The 15543-nt window shown below is 72.5% G+C and carries 14 protein-coding genes; 4 read left to right on the top strand and 10 right to left on the bottom strand.

What is annotated here, in order from left to right:
- Window positions 1-25: 25 nt before the first annotated feature.
- Genes IPJ59_RS21090 through IPJ59_RS21100 form a run of 3 tightly spaced genes read left to right on the top strand, consistent with a single transcriptional unit; the run spans window position 26 to window position 4008 of the window.
- On the top strand, window positions 26-1711 hold the full coding sequence (locus tag IPJ59_RS21090) for a DUF1592 domain-containing protein (protein ID WP_293273056.1): 1686 nt from the start codon (window positions 26-28) through the stop codon (window positions 1709-1711).
- Window positions 1708-3081, top strand: coding sequence for a DUF1552 domain-containing protein (locus tag IPJ59_RS21095; protein WP_293273057.1), 1374 nt, complete (start codon window positions 1708-1710; stop codon window positions 3079-3081). Before IPJ59_RS21090 ends, IPJ59_RS21095 begins: the two co-directional genes overlap by 4 nt.
- A gap of 9 nt (window positions 3082-3090) precedes the next feature.
- Entirely contained in the window at window positions 3091-4008 is a 918-nt protein-coding gene (locus IPJ59_RS21100) for a hypothetical protein (RefSeq protein WP_293273058.1), read from the top strand.
- Window positions 4009-4035: 27 nt separating this feature from the next.
- On the opposite strand, the gene IPJ59_RS21105 is transcribed toward IPJ59_RS21100, so the two are convergent.
- From IPJ59_RS21105 to IPJ59_RS21150, 10 genes are all read right to left on the bottom strand, one after another.
- On the bottom strand, window positions 4036-4317 hold the full coding sequence (locus tag IPJ59_RS21105) for a hypothetical protein (protein ID WP_293273059.1): 282 nt from the start codon (window positions 4315-4317) through the stop codon (window positions 4036-4038).
- Window positions 4318-4322: 5 nt separating this feature from the next.
- Window positions 4323-4964 carry an HNH endonuclease gene (locus tag IPJ59_RS21110; RefSeq protein ID WP_293273060.1) on the bottom strand — a complete coding sequence of 214 codons (642 nt, stop codon included), beginning with the start codon at window positions 4962-4964 and terminating at the stop codon, window positions 4323-4325.
- The gene (locus IPJ59_RS21115) at window positions 4961-6067 is read right to left on the bottom strand and encodes an AAA family ATPase (protein ID WP_293273061.1); all 1107 of its coding nucleotides are present in this window, start codon (window positions 6065-6067) and stop codon (window positions 4961-4963) included. The genes IPJ59_RS21110 and IPJ59_RS21115 overlap by 4 nt, the downstream gene beginning before the upstream one ends.
- A gap of 45 nt (window positions 6068-6112) precedes the next feature.
- A complete protein-coding gene (locus IPJ59_RS21120) occupies window positions 6113-6991 on the bottom strand; it encodes a TonB family protein (RefSeq protein ID WP_293273062.1) in 879 nt (292 codons plus the stop codon).
- Window positions 6988-7446 carry an ExbD/TolR family protein gene (locus IPJ59_RS21125; protein ID WP_293251087.1) on the bottom strand — a complete coding sequence of 153 codons (459 nt, stop codon included), beginning with the start codon at window positions 7444-7446 and terminating at the stop codon, window positions 6988-6990. Before IPJ59_RS21125 ends, IPJ59_RS21120 begins: the two co-directional genes overlap by 4 nt.
- Window positions 7439-8134: a MotA/TolQ/ExbB proton channel family protein gene (locus IPJ59_RS21130; RefSeq protein ID WP_293251090.1), complete on the bottom strand. Its 696-nt coding sequence runs from the start codon at window positions 8132-8134 to the stop codon at window positions 7439-7441. The genes IPJ59_RS21125 and IPJ59_RS21130 overlap by 8 nt, the downstream gene beginning before the upstream one ends.
- Before the next feature lie 77 nt (window positions 8135-8211).
- Complete coding sequence (locus IPJ59_RS21135; protein WP_293251093.1) at window positions 8212-9114, bottom strand: hypothetical protein; 903 nt, start codon at window positions 9112-9114, stop codon at window positions 8212-8214.
- Window positions 9115-9128: 14 nt separating this feature from the next.
- Window positions 9129-9791 (bottom strand): hypothetical protein, encoded by a 663-nt coding sequence (locus IPJ59_RS21140; RefSeq protein WP_293273063.1) that lies wholly within the window; start codon window positions 9789-9791, stop codon window positions 9129-9131.
- 125 nt (window positions 9792-9916) lie between these two features.
- A complete protein-coding gene (locus IPJ59_RS21145) occupies window positions 9917-12658 on the bottom strand; it encodes a TonB-dependent receptor domain-containing protein (protein WP_293273064.1) in 2742 nt (913 codons plus the stop codon).
- Between the two features lie 248 nt (window positions 12659-12906).
- Complete coding sequence (locus IPJ59_RS21150; protein ID WP_293273065.1) at window positions 12907-14460, bottom strand: gamma-glutamyltransferase family protein; 1554 nt, start codon at window positions 14458-14460, stop codon at window positions 12907-12909.
- Window positions 14461-14625: 165 nt separating this feature from the next.
- Here IPJ59_RS21150 and mtnP point away from each other — a divergent pair, with 165 nt between their 5' ends.
- A complete protein-coding gene (mtnP, locus tag IPJ59_RS21155) occupies window positions 14626-15543 on the top strand; it encodes an S-methyl-5'-thioadenosine phosphorylase (protein WP_293273066.1) in 918 nt (305 codons plus the stop codon).

Consider the following 15543-nt stretch of genomic DNA (forward strand, 5'->3'; position numbering starts at 1 on the left):
CACGCTCGGCCCCGTCGCCGTTTGCTTGGCCCTCGTCGCCGCGTGCTACTCGGGCAGCCCGGCGGGCGACAGCGGCGACGAGCTCACCGCCGCGTCCGCGTCCAGCTCGGGCGACCCGCCGACCACCTCGGTCGGCGAATCCTCCGGAGGCTCCGCGGGCGACGACACCGGCGATCCCGTCAAGCCCTTCATGCCCGGGCCCCCGGTGCTCCCGCGCCTGACGCAGCGGCAGTACCTCAACAGCATCGAGGCGCTGCTCGGCCCCGGCCTGCCGGTCCCGCTGCTCGAGCCCGACACCAACCCCTACCTGTTCTTCAACATCGGCGCCGCCAGCACGACCCTCTCCGAGCCCGGCGTGCAGCAGTACGAGGAGGCCGCCGACCTGTTCACCGGCATCGTGTTCGCCGACGCGCCGCGGCGCGAGGCCCTGGTCGGCTGCCTGCCGGCCGCGCCGGGCGACGCCTGCGTGGCTGACTTCATCGCCCGCTTCGGTCGCCGCGCCTATCGTCGCCCGCTGTCCGTCGACGAGCAGGCGCGCTGGCTCGGCATGGCCAGCGAGCTGTCCGACGGCGACGCCTGGCAGGGCCTGCGCCACGCGGTCGCCGGCATGCTGCAGTCGCCGCACTTCCTCTACCGCGTCGAGCTCGGCGAGCCCGACCCGATCGATCCGACCCGCTTGCGCTACACCAGCCACGAGATGGCGAGTCGCCTGTCGTTCCTGCTGTGGAACAGCACCCCGGACGACGCGCTGCTCGACGCCGCCGACGCCGGCGACCTGCTCTCCGAGGTCGGTCTGCTCGCCGAGACCGATCGCCTGCTCGCCGACCCGCGCTCGCGCACCGCGATCCGCGACTTCTTCGCCCAGTTCCTCGACCTCGGCCGCCTCGACGGCATCACCCGCGACCCGACCCGCTACCCGCAGTTCTCGCCGACGATGATCGAGTCGATGCGCACCGAGGTCCGCCTGCTCGTCGAGGACCTCGTCTATCGCCAGCAGGGCGACATCCGCAGCATGTTCAGCACCCGCAACACCTTCGTGAACAGCGAGCTGGCTGCGCTCTACGGCGTCACCGCGGAGGGTGCCACGCCGGTCACCTTCGTCCCGGTCGAGCTGCCCGCGGACGGCCCGCGCGCGGGCCTATTGACGCTCGGCGCCTTCCTGACGATGAACGCCCACGAGACCGAGAACGCGCCGACCTCGCGCGGCAAGTACGTGCGCACGCGCGTGCTGTGTCAGGACGTGCCGCCGCCGCCGCCCGACGTCGACCTCAAGCTCGACCCCGAGGAGGCCGAGGGCAAGACCCTGCGCGAGCGCCTGGAGCAGCACCGCGCCGACCCGAGCTGCGCCGGCTGCCACTCCTTCGTCGACCCGCCCGGCTTCCTGTTCGAGCACTTCAACCCGATCGGCGCCTGGCAGGACCTCGACAACGGCTACCCGATCGACAGCTCCGGCGACCTCGACGGCAAGCCCCTGGCCGACGCGCGCGGCCTCGCCGACCTGCTCGCCGACGACAAGCGCGTCGGCCGTTGCATCGTCACCCAGCTGTACCGCCACGCGATCGGCCGCCGCGACGTCGCCTCCGAGTGGCCCGCCCTCGACGAGGTCGCCGACGACTTCGGCGCGGCCGGCCACCGCTTCACCGAGCTGCTGCAGATCCTCGTGATCAGCGACCTGTTTCGCACCGTCGCCGAGGAGGAGATCGACCCATGACCCCGCGCAAGCCCCTCGCACGACGCACCTTCCTCCGCGGCGCCCTCGCTGGCGGCGCGCTCGTCTCGCTCGGCGTGCCGCTGCTCGACGCGATGCTGCCGACCCGCCCGGCCCGCGCCGACGCGCCCAAGGTCCTGCCGATCTTCGGCATCTTCTACTGGGCCAACGGCATGCCCTGGCACGCCGGCCACGGCGAGACCCAGGGCCAGGGCGGCTACCCTGATCTCTGGACCCCCGCCGCCACCGGCCCCGCGTACGCCCCGAGCCCGCTGCTCACCCCGCTCGCCGCGCATCAGGTCAGCGTCGTCACCGGCCTCGAGCCCAAGACCGTGATCCCCGACGTGCCGGGGGGCCAGGGCGACGGCCACATGCGCGGCTGGCACGTGGCCATGACCGGCGCCCCGATGCGCTCCGAGGGCTTCGACCAGCCCTCGCACACCATGACCGTGCTGCAGCCGACCCTCGATCAGGTGGTCGCCACCAACGAGCAGTTCTACGGCAAGACCCCGCCGCGCTTCCGCTCGCTGCAGGTCGGCGTCAGCGAGGCCCGCTTCCACGACTTCGGCCACTGGAACGCCATCTCGTACACCGGCCCCGACGCGCCGATCGCCCCGGTCATGAGCACCGCGCAGCTCCACGGCCTGCTGTTCAACGTCCCCGGCGACCTCGTGAGCCTGGGTCGGCGCGCTCGCCTGCTCGACGCCGTGCTCGACGACGCCGAGAGCCTGCGCGTGCGCCTCGGCGCGACGGACCGCCAGCGCCTCGAGGCCCACCTCGACTCGCTCAGCGAGATCCAGCGGCGCCTGCAGCTGACCTCGGGCACCTGCGACATGGTCCCGCCGGTGCCCGAGGAGTCGGGCGACCTCCTGGTCAAGACCGAGATCATGGGCCAGATCCTCGCGGTCGCGCTGCAGTGCGACCTGACCCGCGTGTTCTCCTTCATGCTCACCTCGCCGGCGACCACCCATGTGTTCGCCAACCTCGGGGTCGCCAACGACATGCACAAGACCTGTCACGACGGCGCGTGGGAGCAGGTGCGGGCGATCACCGATTATCAGATGCAGGCCTTCGCCCGCCTCCTCGACAAGCTCGCGGTCAAGGACGCGATGGACATGAGCCTGCTGGACCGCGCGCTCGTGTTCGGCACCTCGGAGTACGGCGAGGGCTACCAGCACAGCGACCGCGAGATGGCCGTCATCTTCGCCGGTAAGGCGGGTGGCAAGCTGATCCCCAACGTGCATGTGCGTGAGCCCGAGGGCAACTTCAGCAAGGCTCACGTGACCATGCTGCGGGCGATCGGCATCGACACCCCGAGCTTCGGCTTCAACGGCGGCGAGACCAGCGACCAGTTCTCGGAGCTGCTCGCGTAGGCCCGAACGATGACAGTCGCGCCCTCCCACGGCATCGCGGCGTTCGCCCTGATCGTGTGCGCCTGCTCCGGCGACGGCAACGGCGACGGCGACGATCCCAGCACGAGCGGATCGAGCAGCAGCTCGACCGGCGCAGTGACCACCAGCGACGGTTCCAGCAGCGGCGAGGCGAGCAGCGGCGACGCGAGCAGCAGCAGCGGTATCCCCGAGCTGCCGCCGCCGGAGTGCGGCCCGCTCAGCGTGTGCGGTCAGCTCTGCGTCGACCTCAGCGTCGACCCCGGCAATTGTGGCAAGTGCGGGGTGAGCTGCGTGATCCCCCACGCGAGCCCGGCGTGCAGCGGCAACGCCTGCGCGATCGCCAGCTGCGACCCCGGCTGGACCGACTGCGACGGCGACCCGCAGAACGGCTGCGAGCTGCTCGGCCCCGGCGAGAACTGCACGCCGGTGTGCAAGCAGGGCCAGCCCGAGGCCTGCAACCTGCTCGACGACAACTGCGACGGCCAGTGCGACGAGGGAGCCGTGCCCGGCTGCCGCCAACCGGTCCATCGCGCCAGCAGCCCGACCCTCGGCCACTTCTACACGCTCGACCAGGCCGAGGCCGCATCCGGCGACTTCAAGCCCGAGTTCCTCAACTACTTCTACATGCACGTCGCCGCGGCGCCGGGCCTGGTGCCGCTGTACCGCTGCCTCAAGGGCGACAACCGCCGCTTCTACACCACGAGCGACACCTGCGAGGGTGCAGGCCCGGTCGAGGGCACGCTCGGCTATCTCGGCACCGAGGCCTTCTGCGGGGCAGTGCCGCTGTACCGGCTCTACGGGAAGGCCGACCATTTCTACACGACCAGCGTCGAGGAGCGCGACAACGCGGTGGCGATGTACGGCTATCTGTTCGAGTCGCAGGTCGGCTTCGTGTGGCCAGGACCGTGAGCAGGTCGCGCGGGCCGGATCGAGCGATCAGCGCAGACACTCGTGGCTGATCTGCTCGCTCGAACCGGCCCGCGCGACGCACTCGCGGGCCCCGGCCGGCAAGCGCACGCCCTCGCAGCGCGTCATCTCGGCGGCGTAGCGCTGGGCGAAGGCCTCCTGCTTGCGCCGCGTGAGCGCGGGGTCGCGATAACCCTGCTCGGCGAGCTCGAGCGCGACGATGCGATCGAGGATCTCCCGGCAATCGGCGGCCGTGGCCGGCTCGCCGCGGCACGCGGCGAACAGGAGCAGTGGGGCGAGGAGGCGGCGCATGGCGGTCAATCGAAGAGGTGATCGAGGCCCGCGCCGAGCCGGCCGCGGACCAGCGCAGTGAACGGGGCGCGGCGCGAGAAGTCGAGGCGCAGCGGCTCCTCCCACGCGGCACGGACCGGCCCGCGCGTCGCGCTGCCATGGGCGCGAAACTCGAGCACTCGTTCGAGGATCTCGTCGATCCGCTGGTTGATCGCCGCGCGGAGCTCGGCCGCCTTCACCGACTTACCGTTGTGCAGATAATGGAGCTCCCGGGCGGTGGCCACGGCGAGCGCGTCTGTGGCGTCGATGGCCGCGAACCGTGGGGCTTCGGAGTTGTCGCGAGCGTCGGCCTGGGTGGTCTGAGCGAGCCGCGCCTCGACATCGTCGCAGGTCGGATCGAGGAGGCCTTCTGGCGGAAACGCCGGCCGCCGCTCGTTGCAGTCGCGGCAGCTCGGGAACAGATTGGTCCATGCGTATGTGAGATCGGGGAATCGGGCCTTGGGCCGGCGATGGTCCACCGAATGTTCACGCACCGAGAGCCGAATCTCGCAGAGGTAGCACTTGCCCAGGAAGTCGCGCAGGAGCGTGTCAACGACGTCTGGCGCGTTGTACTTCGTGCCCGCCGCGAGGCTCTGCGGCGCCTCGGTCGAGCGACGCGCGTTGATCATGACGCACCTGCGAGGGCCCGCACCGGGCTGGGGTTTTGGATCTTCCACACCTCGAGCGCCAGGGTCCTGGAGCGCTCGCTGAGCGTGTCGCTCAGGGTTGTCATTTCCTGCTCCTCCGCGGCGCTCCGCGCCCGCCCGGCCAGCTCGCGCAGGCGCTGGAGCTTCGCGGTCGAGTCGAGGTCCATGTCGGCGGTGATACCGAAGTGGTGCGTCATCAGGGTGCCGTAGCGGACCCCCTGGAGGTCGGCACTGTCGGTGGCCTCGCGCTTGCCGAGATCGTACACGACGGCGTCGGGGATGCTGGCGATCACCGCGGGCGAGTGGGTCGCGACGATGAATTGAAAGGTGGGAAAGATATCGGTGAGGAAGGGCAGGATGAGCTCCTGCAGGCGAATGTGCAGGTGGGTCTCGATCTCGTCGATGAGGACAATGCCAGCGAGCTGCTCCCGCTTGAACTCCTCGCGGTGGGCCTGCGACTGAAGGAGCAGCTCGAAGAAGATGCTGAGCGCCGCCGAATGGCCCTGGGCGAGCTGCGCGAAGGAGACCTCGCGACCGTCGCTGTAGCGCAGGCTCACCGTGAAGTTCTTGCGATCGAAGTGCAGGGCCAGCGCCGGATCCTCGAACAAATGCGCCAGGTGTCCCTGCAGCTCCGCGAACCAAGCCTCGATCGCCGCGACCGCGGCCTGATCGCCGTCGTCGCGCGCCAACGACTGTTCGACCTTGCGATTGACGAGATACTGCACCGTCTGCTGAGTGGCAGTGATCCGGCCGCGGAGAATGTTCATCCAGTCGATCTTGGAGGGACCCGAAACCTCCTCGATCCGCAGCAGTCGCTGGGCCTGAAAGAACGCCACGATCTGCCCGCGGCCACCGTCATGCGGCTGCTCGTCGAGGCCGACATGACACGGCGCACTCGGCTGCGCCGGCATGGTGAGCTTGGGGAGGGCAGCATGAATCAGCTCGAGCGCGCTGCTCTTGCCCGAGCCGTTCGGGCCCGTCAGGATCAGGTGGCGAAACTTCGTCCCGTCGCGTGGCGATAGATCGACATCCAGCCGCTCGATGCCGCGGAATTTGGCGATCGTGATCCTGCGAATGTAGCTCATCGCGTGGCCAGGATAGCGCTTCTCGGTGACGGGGTGAACGGCGCCTCAGCGGTAGAAGTGCAGCCGGATCGGCGGTGAGACGGCGCGGATCGGGCGGCCGTCGGGGTCCTTCGCCGGGGTGAAGCGCGTGCGGCGAGCGCAGCGGATCGCGGCGGCGGCGAAGCCGTCGCCCGGGTCCTGCACGACCGTGCTGGACTCGACGCTGCCGTCGGCGCGCACGGTGACGCGGATCGTCGCGGTCTGCTCGTCGATCGGGAGCTCGCTCGCCTCGTCGGGCCAGGGACAGTTCCACTCGTCGGTCGGCAGCGACACCGGGGCGGCTCGGCTCGGCTTGTTCGGCGTCGGTGGCGGTGTCGGTGACTCGGCGGGCGGCGGGGCGCCGACCTGCTTCGTGGGCGTCGTGCCGGTGCCGCCGGGGCTGGTGGCTCCGCCGGCGTAGGCGCTGCCCTGGCCCTCGACGAAGACCTCGCCGGTGAGGTCGAGCGGGGCGCCAGGGGCCGACACGATCTTGCCGGCGCGGGCCGGGGCGGCGCCGACTTTGAGCCGCACGCGCGGCGCGGGCTCGCTGGGCGGCGGCGTCGCGGAGGGCGTGGTGTCGGGCGCCAGGGCCGGTGGAGCGGCGACGGGTGATGGCTCCGGGGGCTTCGGCGGGGCGAGCTCGACGATCTCGACGCGCGTGAGCTCGTCGTGGATCCGCGAGGCCAGGTCGGCGCTCCAGGCCTCGAGGCTCGGCTGCATGCCGACGATCCACACGCCGAGGGCCAGGTGCGCGAGCCCGGCGATCAGCGCGGCCGGCAGGCGTCGACGCGGCGCGGCGCGGCCGGGGCCGAACACCAGGTCGACGATGCGCGGGCTGTCCGCGGGGACAGGTGCACCTGGCGCGGAGGACAGGTCCGCGGGGACAGGTGCCTCGCGCTCGCTCACGGGGAGCCTCCGGCAGGCGGCGACGAGATCGCCGGGCCCAGGCGCGGGGTCGTCGGCTCCTCGGCGCCGAAGGCGACGCGGGTGAGGCCGGCCTGCTTGAGCGCGTCGAGGGTCTGGAGGACGCGGCGGTGGGGCACGCCGCCGTCGGCGTGGATGACGGCGCGCAGCTCGGGGTCGCGGGCGCGGGCCTCGGCGGCGAGGCGGGTGAGCTCGGCGGGGGTGGGCGCGGGCTCGCCGTCGACGAGGGTGACGCCGCGCTCGGGCACCACCACGGAGAACACGACCTGGACCTGCTCGACCTGGCTGGCCTCGGGGAGGTCCATCGGCACCGCGGGGGTGACGATGATCTTGGCGGTGACGATGAAGATGATCAGCAGCACCAGCATGATGTCGACCATCGGCGTGACGTTGATGCCGACGATCAGGCCGTCGCCCTGGGGCTGCTGGCTAGCCACGCGGCCCTCCCGGGGCGTTCTTCGTGGCTGTCTCCGAGGACAGGTAGGCGAGGACCAGGCTGGACAGCACCTCGGAGCTGGCGCACAGGCCGGCGATGCGGCGCTGGAAGTAGTTGTAGGCGGCGACCGCGGGGAGGGCGACCAGCAGGCCGACGGCGGTGGCGACCAGGGCCTCGGCGATGCTCGACATGACCGCCTGCGAGGCGACCTGCGAGGCCGCGCCGGTGCCAGCGCCGTGGCCCGGGCTGGCGTGGCCGAGCTCCTCGAACGCGGCGACCACGCCGATCACGGTGCCGAGCAGGCCGACGAAGGGGGCGTTGTTGCCGACGGTGCCGAGGAAGGCGAGGCCGCGCTCGAGGCGGCCGCGCTCGAGCGCGAGGGCGCTGTGCATCGCGTGCTCGACCGCCGCGGGGCCGCGCGGGGCGAGGCGCAGGCCGGCGGCGGCGACGTCGGCGGCGAGGCTGTCGGCGGCGCGCAGCTCGGTGATCGCGGTGGCGTGGTCGCCGCGGGCGAGGTGGGCGTCGAGGCGGATCGCCAGGGCCTGGAGGTCGCCGCCGCGGCGGCGCAGGACCAGCGCGCGCTCGATCGTCAGGCCGACGCTGACCAGCGAGAGCAGGCCGAGCAGGCCGAGGACCCAGCCGGCGCCGAGGCGGAGGAGCAGCTGTTGCAGGGCGTCGACGACGTGCATGGCGCTACAGGGTCAGCCTTTCTTACGGGTCTCGCTGCGCTCGACGGTGTTGCAGGGCGTCGACGACGTGCATGGCGCTACAGGGGGTCGCGGGTGGGGCACTCGCCCTCGCCCTGGAAGTCGCCCAGCGTGCGCGCCTGGGCCTCAACGTAGTCGTGGGCGGTGACGATCGGGATGATCGCGCCGGAGAGGTTGTAGCCGAGCTCGGCGGGGAAGGCGACGGCGGCGGGGACCTGCTTGAGCTCGGCCAGCGTGGTCTCGCCGTCGCGATCGAGGTCGGCGTCGGCGATCCACTGCGCGCGGCGCTGCGTGATCTCGGCACCCTGCGTGAGGGTGGTGAAGAACCAGTGGTCGCCGTGCACGGTCGGCTTGACCTGGGCCGTGCCGCCCGAGGGCACCGCGAAGCCGAGGCCGCCGCTCGGCGGGGCGCAGTCGGAGAAGCGGGTACCGGCGGCCAGGCCCCAGCGGAAGCGGATCGTCGGCGCGGGCGTGCAGGTGACGGGCTCGCCGTGATCGCAGGATTCGCCGTCCGGCTTGCTGATCTCGCCCTCGAAGTAGACCGAGTAGCCGGCCTTCACCATGAGGTCGTGGTCAGCGGCAGCGGTGCCCTCGGCGGCCTTCGTGTCGGCGTCGGCGTCGGGCAGCGAGTAGGCGACCTCGTCCCAGCGCACCGCCGCGACCTCGCTGAACTCGGCGAGCACGAGGCCGCCTGCCTGCAGGTGGAGGAGGTCGACGACGCGGGCGCCGGGGACCGTGAGGATGTCGTTGCCGTTGTCGCTGCGCTCGGCCGTGAAGTCGCCGACGACCACCAGGAACTTGTCGTAGCGGACGCTCCAGCCGTCGACGACCTGCTCCTCGCCGCTGCCGGCCTGCAGGCCCTCGGGGATGGTGTCCTCGGCCTCGATGAAGACCTGCACGCTGCCGATGCTGGTCTCGCAGGCGGCGAGGAGGATGAGCAGGGTGGCGATGGTGCTGCGCATGGGGCTTGTGGCTTTCAGTCGTGGGTCCAGCGGAAGCTGGGCGGCTGGGTGGTCATGGCGAAGGCGATCGCGGCGTGGGCGGGGTCGCCAGGGTTGATGCTATGCACGAGGCCGGACGCGGCGAGGGCGTCGAAGTCGACGCCAGTCAGCCATGCGCGGGGGTCGAGGCGCAGCTCGAGCCGGCTGCCCTCGTCCTGGAATTCGCTGTGGGCCCGCACACCGACCAGGGCCGGGCTGCCGCGCAGCGGCGGGACGACGTCGACGAGCGCGTCGAAGCTCAGCGACGCTCCGTCGCGCACGGCGGTGCCGGTGAGCCGGGCGGAGTGGCCGAGGGTGGCGAGGGCCTCGGGTCGCGACTGGGTGGTGAACCAGGAGATGCCGTAGTCGAGCATGGCCGAGCGCGGCTCGCCGGGGCGGGCGTGGAGCTCACCGATCTCCGCGACCGGGGCCAGCGCGTCGACGACGGCGACCTCGGTGAATTCGCCGAGGGCCACGTCGCACAGGTCGGGCGAGGCGGCCGCGGTGGCGCACAGGTAGATCGGGCCGATAGCGACCTCGGCGCGGGTCAGCGTGACCTGCCAGTCGCCGACCGGGAAGGGCCCGGCGCCGGCGCCCACGGCCGCGAGCGGGTAGCTGAAGGGCTCGCCGCCGCTGCTGCCGCAGGCGAGCAGCAGCACGGCCGCGAGCAGGCATCTGCGCTTGCTGTCTCTCGGGCCAGGCTGCGATCGTTCGCGCAATTTGAACCTGCCGCGATCGCTGTCTCTCAGGCCAGGTTGGGATCGTTCGCGCATATCGGACCTGCTCAAAAGGACAGGGTGAGGGTACCGAGGACGCTGAGCGGCGGACCGGCGGCGAAGTGGCGCGCGGGCAGGCGCGAGGGCACGGGGGTGGTGCCCCAGTCGGACACGAAGGAGTAGACGCTGGCCGCGTAGCGGCGCGCGAGCAGGTTGTAGGCCTCGACGCCGAGCTCGATCCACGACCAACGCAGCGACGCGGAGGCGTCGAGCAGGTACAGGGGATCGGAGCTTTGGCCGTAGGGGAGCGGGCGCGCGGACAGGTAGTTGAAGCCGCCGCCGAGGCGCATGGCGAGCGGGTGAGCGCCGAGCTGCACGAGGTCCTTGCTGACGCCGAGGTCGAGGCGCACGACCACCGGCGGCACGTAGGGCAGCAGCTGGCCCGCGACGTAGGCGGGGTTCGGGTCCTCGACCGTGGCCGGCGGCGGGGCGGTGAGGATCGCGTGCACGTAGGTGACCGAGGTGGAGACTTGCAGCCACGGCCACGGGCGGGTCTGCAGGGCGGCGACCACGCCGCTGCGACGGGTCGGGCCGATCTTCTCGAGGCGGCCCTCCTCGGGGTCGAAGGCGAGGTCCTGGGCGAGGAAGGTGCCGTAGCCGGCGGCCGTGAGCTCGACGGGTCGGCGCCAGCGCGGGGCCAGGCGCACGCCGCCCTCGACGCTGTGCACCTTGGTGAAGGGGGCCCGCTCGCCCTCCTCGAGCTGACGCGCCTGCGGTGAGCGGTAGCCCTGGCCGTAGGCGACGAAGGTCTTGAGCCACGGCAGCGGCGTGACCTCGAGGGCGACGCGCGGGCCCGCGGCGACGCCGGTGGCGGTGCGGCGGTAGCCGACCAGGTGCGAGGCGACCTGGTAGGGGGCGATGAAGTTGCCGAGGTGATCGTCGATGTCGTAGTGCAGGACGTCGGCGCGGGCGCCCCCGCGCAGCTGCACGTACTTGCCGAATCGCAGCTCGAGGTCGGCGAAGAGGCCGACGTCGGTGGCGAGGATCTCGGCGTCGACGCGGTGGTCCCAGGTCTCGTTGCTGGGCGCCTGCAGCAGGTTCTGGGCCTGGCGGACGCGGTGGATGCGGGCGCTGCTGCCGAGCTCGAGGGTGGCCGCGAACCACCGCGCGGGCCGCCACCAGCCTGTCCGATGGGACAGGCGAAAGCCGCCGCCGAGGTCGCGGTTCTGCTGCTCGATCAGGTCGCCGCGGCCGACCCAGGCGGGCATGACCATGCTGCGCTGCAGGTAGCCGGTGAAGTTCTCGCGGCTGTGGAAATCGACCAGCGCCGCGTGGGCGGCGAACAGGGTGCGGCCGCCGGTCTCGCTGCGGTGCGTGAGCTCGAGCCCGAGTTGGCCGCGCGCGGCCGAGGCCGACTGGGCGCCGGCGCCGGGGTCGGGGTAGCGGTCGTAGAAGCCGACGCGGCCGGCCTCGACGTCGTCGTTGCGCAGCACGCCGGCCATGCCGGCGCGGGCGGCGTGGGCGGCGACCATCAGCTTGCCCGCCAGGCCGCCGGGGCCGGTGAAGGCGAACTGGCCGAGGCCGGTGCCGGACAGGGCGCCGCGGTTCATGCCGAAGCCGCTGCTGCGGCGGATCGCGGCGGCGGCGAAGGTCTCCTCGGACTGGCCGCGCGGGGCCCACATGGCGAGCTGGCGAAAGGTCCCGAAGGAGCCGCCGGTCGAGCGCAGGAGGAAGCCGCGCTGGGCCACGCCGAGGTCGAAGTCGATGCTCCCGGCGACCGCGAAGTCGCCCTGGTGCGGGTCGTACACGCCCTCGGTGACGCGGATCGATCGCACCACTTCGGGCAGGATGAAGTTGAGGTCGGCGTAGCCCTGGCCGTGCAGGTGCGAGATCTGGTTGATCGGTGCGCCGCCGACGGTGAACTCGATGTCCTGGCCGTGGGCCGCGTTGAAGCCGCGGAGGTAGATCTCGTGCGCGACCGCGTCGCCCTCGGGCCGCGAGACGTACACGCCGGGCGCCCGCGTGAGCATGTCGCCGCTGCTCTGCTTCGGCGCGGCGTTCAGGACCTCGGGGCCGAGCACGAAGTCGCTGGCGGCCCGCGGCGGCGGCGGGCGCCGGCCGTGGGTGGAGACCTCGATCACGCCCTCGTCGCCCGGGGACGGGGCCGAGCCGGCTGAAGGGACAGGTTGCGTGGAGCTGTCTGAAGGGACAGGTGCGACGGGGGCCGGCGCGCTGGCCGTGGGGACAGGTGCGGATGTGCTGGCTGAAGGGACAGGTTGCGTGGGGCTGTCTGAAGGGGCAGGTGCGACGGGGGCCGGCGAGCTGGCCGCGGGGACAGGTGCGGATGGGCTGGCTGAAGGGACAGGTCGGGTGGGAGCTGGCGAGCTGGCCGCGGGGACAGGTGACGCGGGGATGTCTGAAGGGACAGGTGCGGGAGGAGCCGGCTCGGCGAGCGGCGGCGGGAACACGAAGGGGACGCGGATCCGGGCCGCGACGGGGGCGCCGCCCTGGGTCGCGGGGGTGAAGCGCCACTGGCGGACCGCGGCGATCGCCGCGGCGTCGAAGGCCGGGCCGGCGCTGCTGGCCACCGTCACCTCGCCGACGCCGCCGTCGACGCCGACGGTGACCAGCAGCTCGACGCGCTGCGGGCTGCTGCTGGCCGCGGCGAGCGGGTAGGCGGCCTCCACTTGCTGCACCGGGCGCGGCGCCTGCACGGCCGGGGCCGCGGCGGCGCTGCGGGCCGTGAGGGCGGCGAGGAGCAGGGCGGCGCCGCAGCGGACGCGGCGCGCCGGTGTCAGGGCCGGGGGCATGGGCGATCCTCGTCGTAGGCGGAAAGCCCGGGGGCGTCAAGCGCAGCAGCGTCGCTGTTGCCACGAGATGTTTGTTGCAGTCTTATTGCAAGAGACAGCGAGATTGATTGCAGCCGCATTGCAAGAGCACTCGCGGGCGGGCGTCGATCGCGGCGCACGAGCGGCGGCGCGTGGCTTCACTGGGCCGCTCGTGGGCCGGCGCGGGGGTCATCGGCGCGGCGCTGCTGCAATCCGCGACGTGCGTTCGCTCAGCGCGGCGTGACGTCGAGGGAGATGCCGTCGCGGCGGGGGTCGCCGGCGCCCGCGAGGCGGCCGTCCGGGGCGCGCGTCACGGTGTGGCAGCCGCCGAAGTACATGTTGCGGCCCTCCCACGCGATGACGCGCTCGAACAGGGCTGCGAGCCCGGCCGGCGCGGCGTCGGGGAAGCCGCCCTCGAGGTTGAGCTGGCCGGCGTCGGCGTGCATGCGCGGGGCGGCGACGGCCTCGGCGATCGGCATGGCGAAGTCGACGAGGTTGCTGATCACCTGGAGGATGGCGCTGCGGATCCGCTTCGAGCCGCCGCTGCCGGTGACGGCGAACCAGCCGTCGTCGCGGGCGATCGCGGTGGGGGCCATCATCGAGGAGAGCCGGACGTCCTGCGGCCAGGCGTGCGGGCCGGCGGGGTTCACGTCGTCCTCGCCGAGCATGTTGTTGAGCATCACGCCGGTGCCGGGGATCAGCGAGCCGCAGCCCTCGCCGTTGGACAGGGTGACCGCGGCGGCGTTGCCCTCGCGGTCGATCACGCTGATGTGGGTGGTGCCGCGGTGGGCCGTGCGGGCCGCGGCGAGCTCGCGCAGGAGCGACGCGCCGTGCTCACCGAGCACCGCCTCGCTGAGCAGGGCGTCGAGGTTGCTGTGGGCGGCGCGGGCGTCGACGGTGCGGGCGAGCACGCGGGCGAGCAGGGCCAGGTGCTCGCCTGACCCGAAGGACAGGTCGTGCATGGGCACGCGGGCGAGCAGGCCGAGGCCGAAGGCGATCAACGTGCCGCCGGCGGAGGGCGGCGGGTTGGTGATGAGGGTGGCGTCGCGGTAGCGCAGGGTCAGCGGCTCGCGGACGCGGACGCGGTAGCTGGCGAGGTCATCGCGGGTGATGTGGCCGCCGCGGGCGCGGCACTGCTCGACGATCGCGGCCGCGACCTCGCCCTCGTAGAACAGGCGCTCGCCGTCGCGGCCGAGCTGCTCGAACAGGTCGCCGAGCTCGGGGTTTCGCATGTGGTCGCCGCAGTTGCGCGAGCCGCCGTCGGGGTTGCCGAACAGCGCGCGGGCGTCGGGCTCGCCGAGGTAGATCGGCGCGACCAGGGTCATGAGATAGGCCTGGAAGGGCGTGACGGCGACGCCCTCGTGGGCCGCGCGGACGGCCGGCGCGAGGACCTGCGGCATCGCCAGGCGCCCGAGCGCGGCGTGCACGGCGAACAGGCCGCGCACGAGCCCGGGGGTGGCGGCGGTGCCGATGCCGATCTGAAACTCCTGCTGGGTGGTGCCCCAGTCGGTGACGATCGGGTGGGCGCTGGACTCGGCCTCGGGTCGACGCACGCGCGGGGTGTGGACGAAGAAGTCGAACACGCGGGCGGGCCCGTCCGCCGGGCGCGCGAGCAGGAAACCACCGCCGCCGGGCGAGGCGAGCACCGACTCGGCGACGCAGGCGGCGGCGACGGCCGCGAGCGCGGCGTCGAAGGCGTTGCCGCCGGCGCGCAGGACACAGGCGGCGGCCTCGGCGGTGACGGGGTGGCCGGCGGCGACGCAGCCGTGGATGTCAGGGGTCATGACGAGCACTCTCCTGGAGGCTTTGGCGCGAGCCGACATTGCCTGCCTTGCTGCGCGTCCTGATGGTCATCCAAGCTGCGCCACGGCTCGCGGCTTATACCGCGGTGGCGGCGGGGTAGCCAGGGCTTGGCGGGTCTGCGGGCGGTCGCTATCCTCGCGGCCGCAATGACGGAGCGACACACCCATCCTGCGTCGCCGGAGGCTCGCGCTGAGCTCGTGCTCGGCGTGGTCGGCGGCTCGGGGCTGTACGAGATCGACGGGCTGCAGGCGGCGCGGCAGGTGGAGGTGGAGACGCCCTTTGGTCGGCCGTCGGACGCGTACACGCTGGGCGAGCTGGCGCGCGAGGGGGCGCCGCCGCTGCGCGCGGTGTTCCTGCCGCGGCACGGTCGCGGGCACGTGCTCACGCCGTCGGAGATCAACTACCGGGCCAACATCCACGGGTTCAAGCAGCTCGGCGTGACCCACCTGCTGAGCGTGTCGGCGGTCGGATCGTTGCGTGAGCACATCGCCCCGGGGCACGTGGTGGCGCCCGATCAGTTCATTGATCGCAGCACGCAGCGGATCGCCACCTTCTTCGGGAACGGTGTGGTAGCACACGTGCAGATGGGTGACCCGGTGGACGCGCAGCTGCGTGCGCGGGTGGTCGCGGCGGCCCGGGCCGAGGGGGCCACGGTGCACGACGGTGGGACCTGCGTCGTGATGGAGGGGCCGGCCTTCAGCACGCGCGCCGAGTCGGAGCTGTATCGCAGCTGGGGCGCCAGCGTGATCGGCATGACGGCGCTGCCGGAGGCGAAGCTGGCCCGCGAGGCGGAGATCGCCTACGCGATGCTGGCGCTCAGCACCGATTACGACTGCTGGCATGTCAGTGAGGCGGAGGTATCGGTGGCCGACGTGATCGCGGTGCTGCACCGCAACGTCGCGCTGTCGCGGCGGATCATCCGGGCCCTCGCGCTGGCGCTGCCGGCCCGCTGCGCCGAGCTGCCGTATCCGCGGGCGCTCGCGCATGCCATCATCACCGCGCCCGAACGGGTGCCCGCGGCCACGCGGGCCCGCCTCGACCTGATCCTCGGTCATTACCTCTGA

The sequence above is a fragment of the Nannocystis sp. genome (assembly GCF_016714285.1).
Classification (GTDB): domain Bacteria; phylum Myxococcota_A; class Polyangia; order Nannocystales; family Nannocystaceae; genus Nannocystis.

What these genes read in the sequence shown, in the direction of transcription:
- IPJ59_RS21095 (WP_293273057.1), top strand. Translation starts at nt 1,708, where the DNA reads ATGACCCCGCGCAAGCCCCTCGCACGACGCACCTTCCTCCGCGGCGCC.
- IPJ59_RS21100 (WP_293273058.1), top strand. Translation starts at nt 3,091, where the DNA reads ATGACAGTCGCGCCCTCCCACGGCATCGCGGCGTTCGCCCTGATCGTG.
- IPJ59_RS21105 (WP_293273059.1), bottom strand. Translation starts at nt 4,317, where the DNA reads ATGCGCCGCCTCCTCGCCCCACTGCTCCTGTTCGCCGCGTGCCGCGGC.
- IPJ59_RS21110 (WP_293273060.1), bottom strand. Translation starts at nt 4,964, where the DNA reads ATGATCAACGCGCGTCGCTCGACCGAGGCGCCGCAGAGCCTCGCGGCG.
- IPJ59_RS21115 (WP_293273061.1), bottom strand. Translation starts at nt 6,067, where the DNA reads ATGAGCTACATTCGCAGGATCACGATCGCCAAATTCCGCGGCATCGAG.
- IPJ59_RS21130 (WP_293251090.1), bottom strand. Translation starts at nt 8,134, where the DNA reads ATGCACGTCGTCGACGCCCTGCAACAGCTGCTCCTCCGCCTCGGCGCC.
- IPJ59_RS21135 (WP_293251093.1), bottom strand. Translation starts at nt 9,114, where the DNA reads ATGCGCAGCACCATCGCCACCCTGCTCATCCTCCTCGCCGCCTGCGAG.
- IPJ59_RS21145 (WP_293273064.1), bottom strand. Translation starts at nt 12,658, where the DNA reads ATGCCCCCGGCCCTGACACCGGCGCGCCGCGTCCGCTGCGGCGCCGCC.
- IPJ59_RS21150 (WP_293273065.1), bottom strand. Translation starts at nt 14,460, where the DNA reads ATGACCCCTGACATCCACGGCTGCGTCGCCGCCGGCCACCCCGTCACC.
- mtnP (WP_293273066.1), top strand. Translation starts at nt 14,626, where the DNA reads ATGACGGAGCGACACACCCATCCTGCGTCGCCGGAGGCTCGCGCTGAG.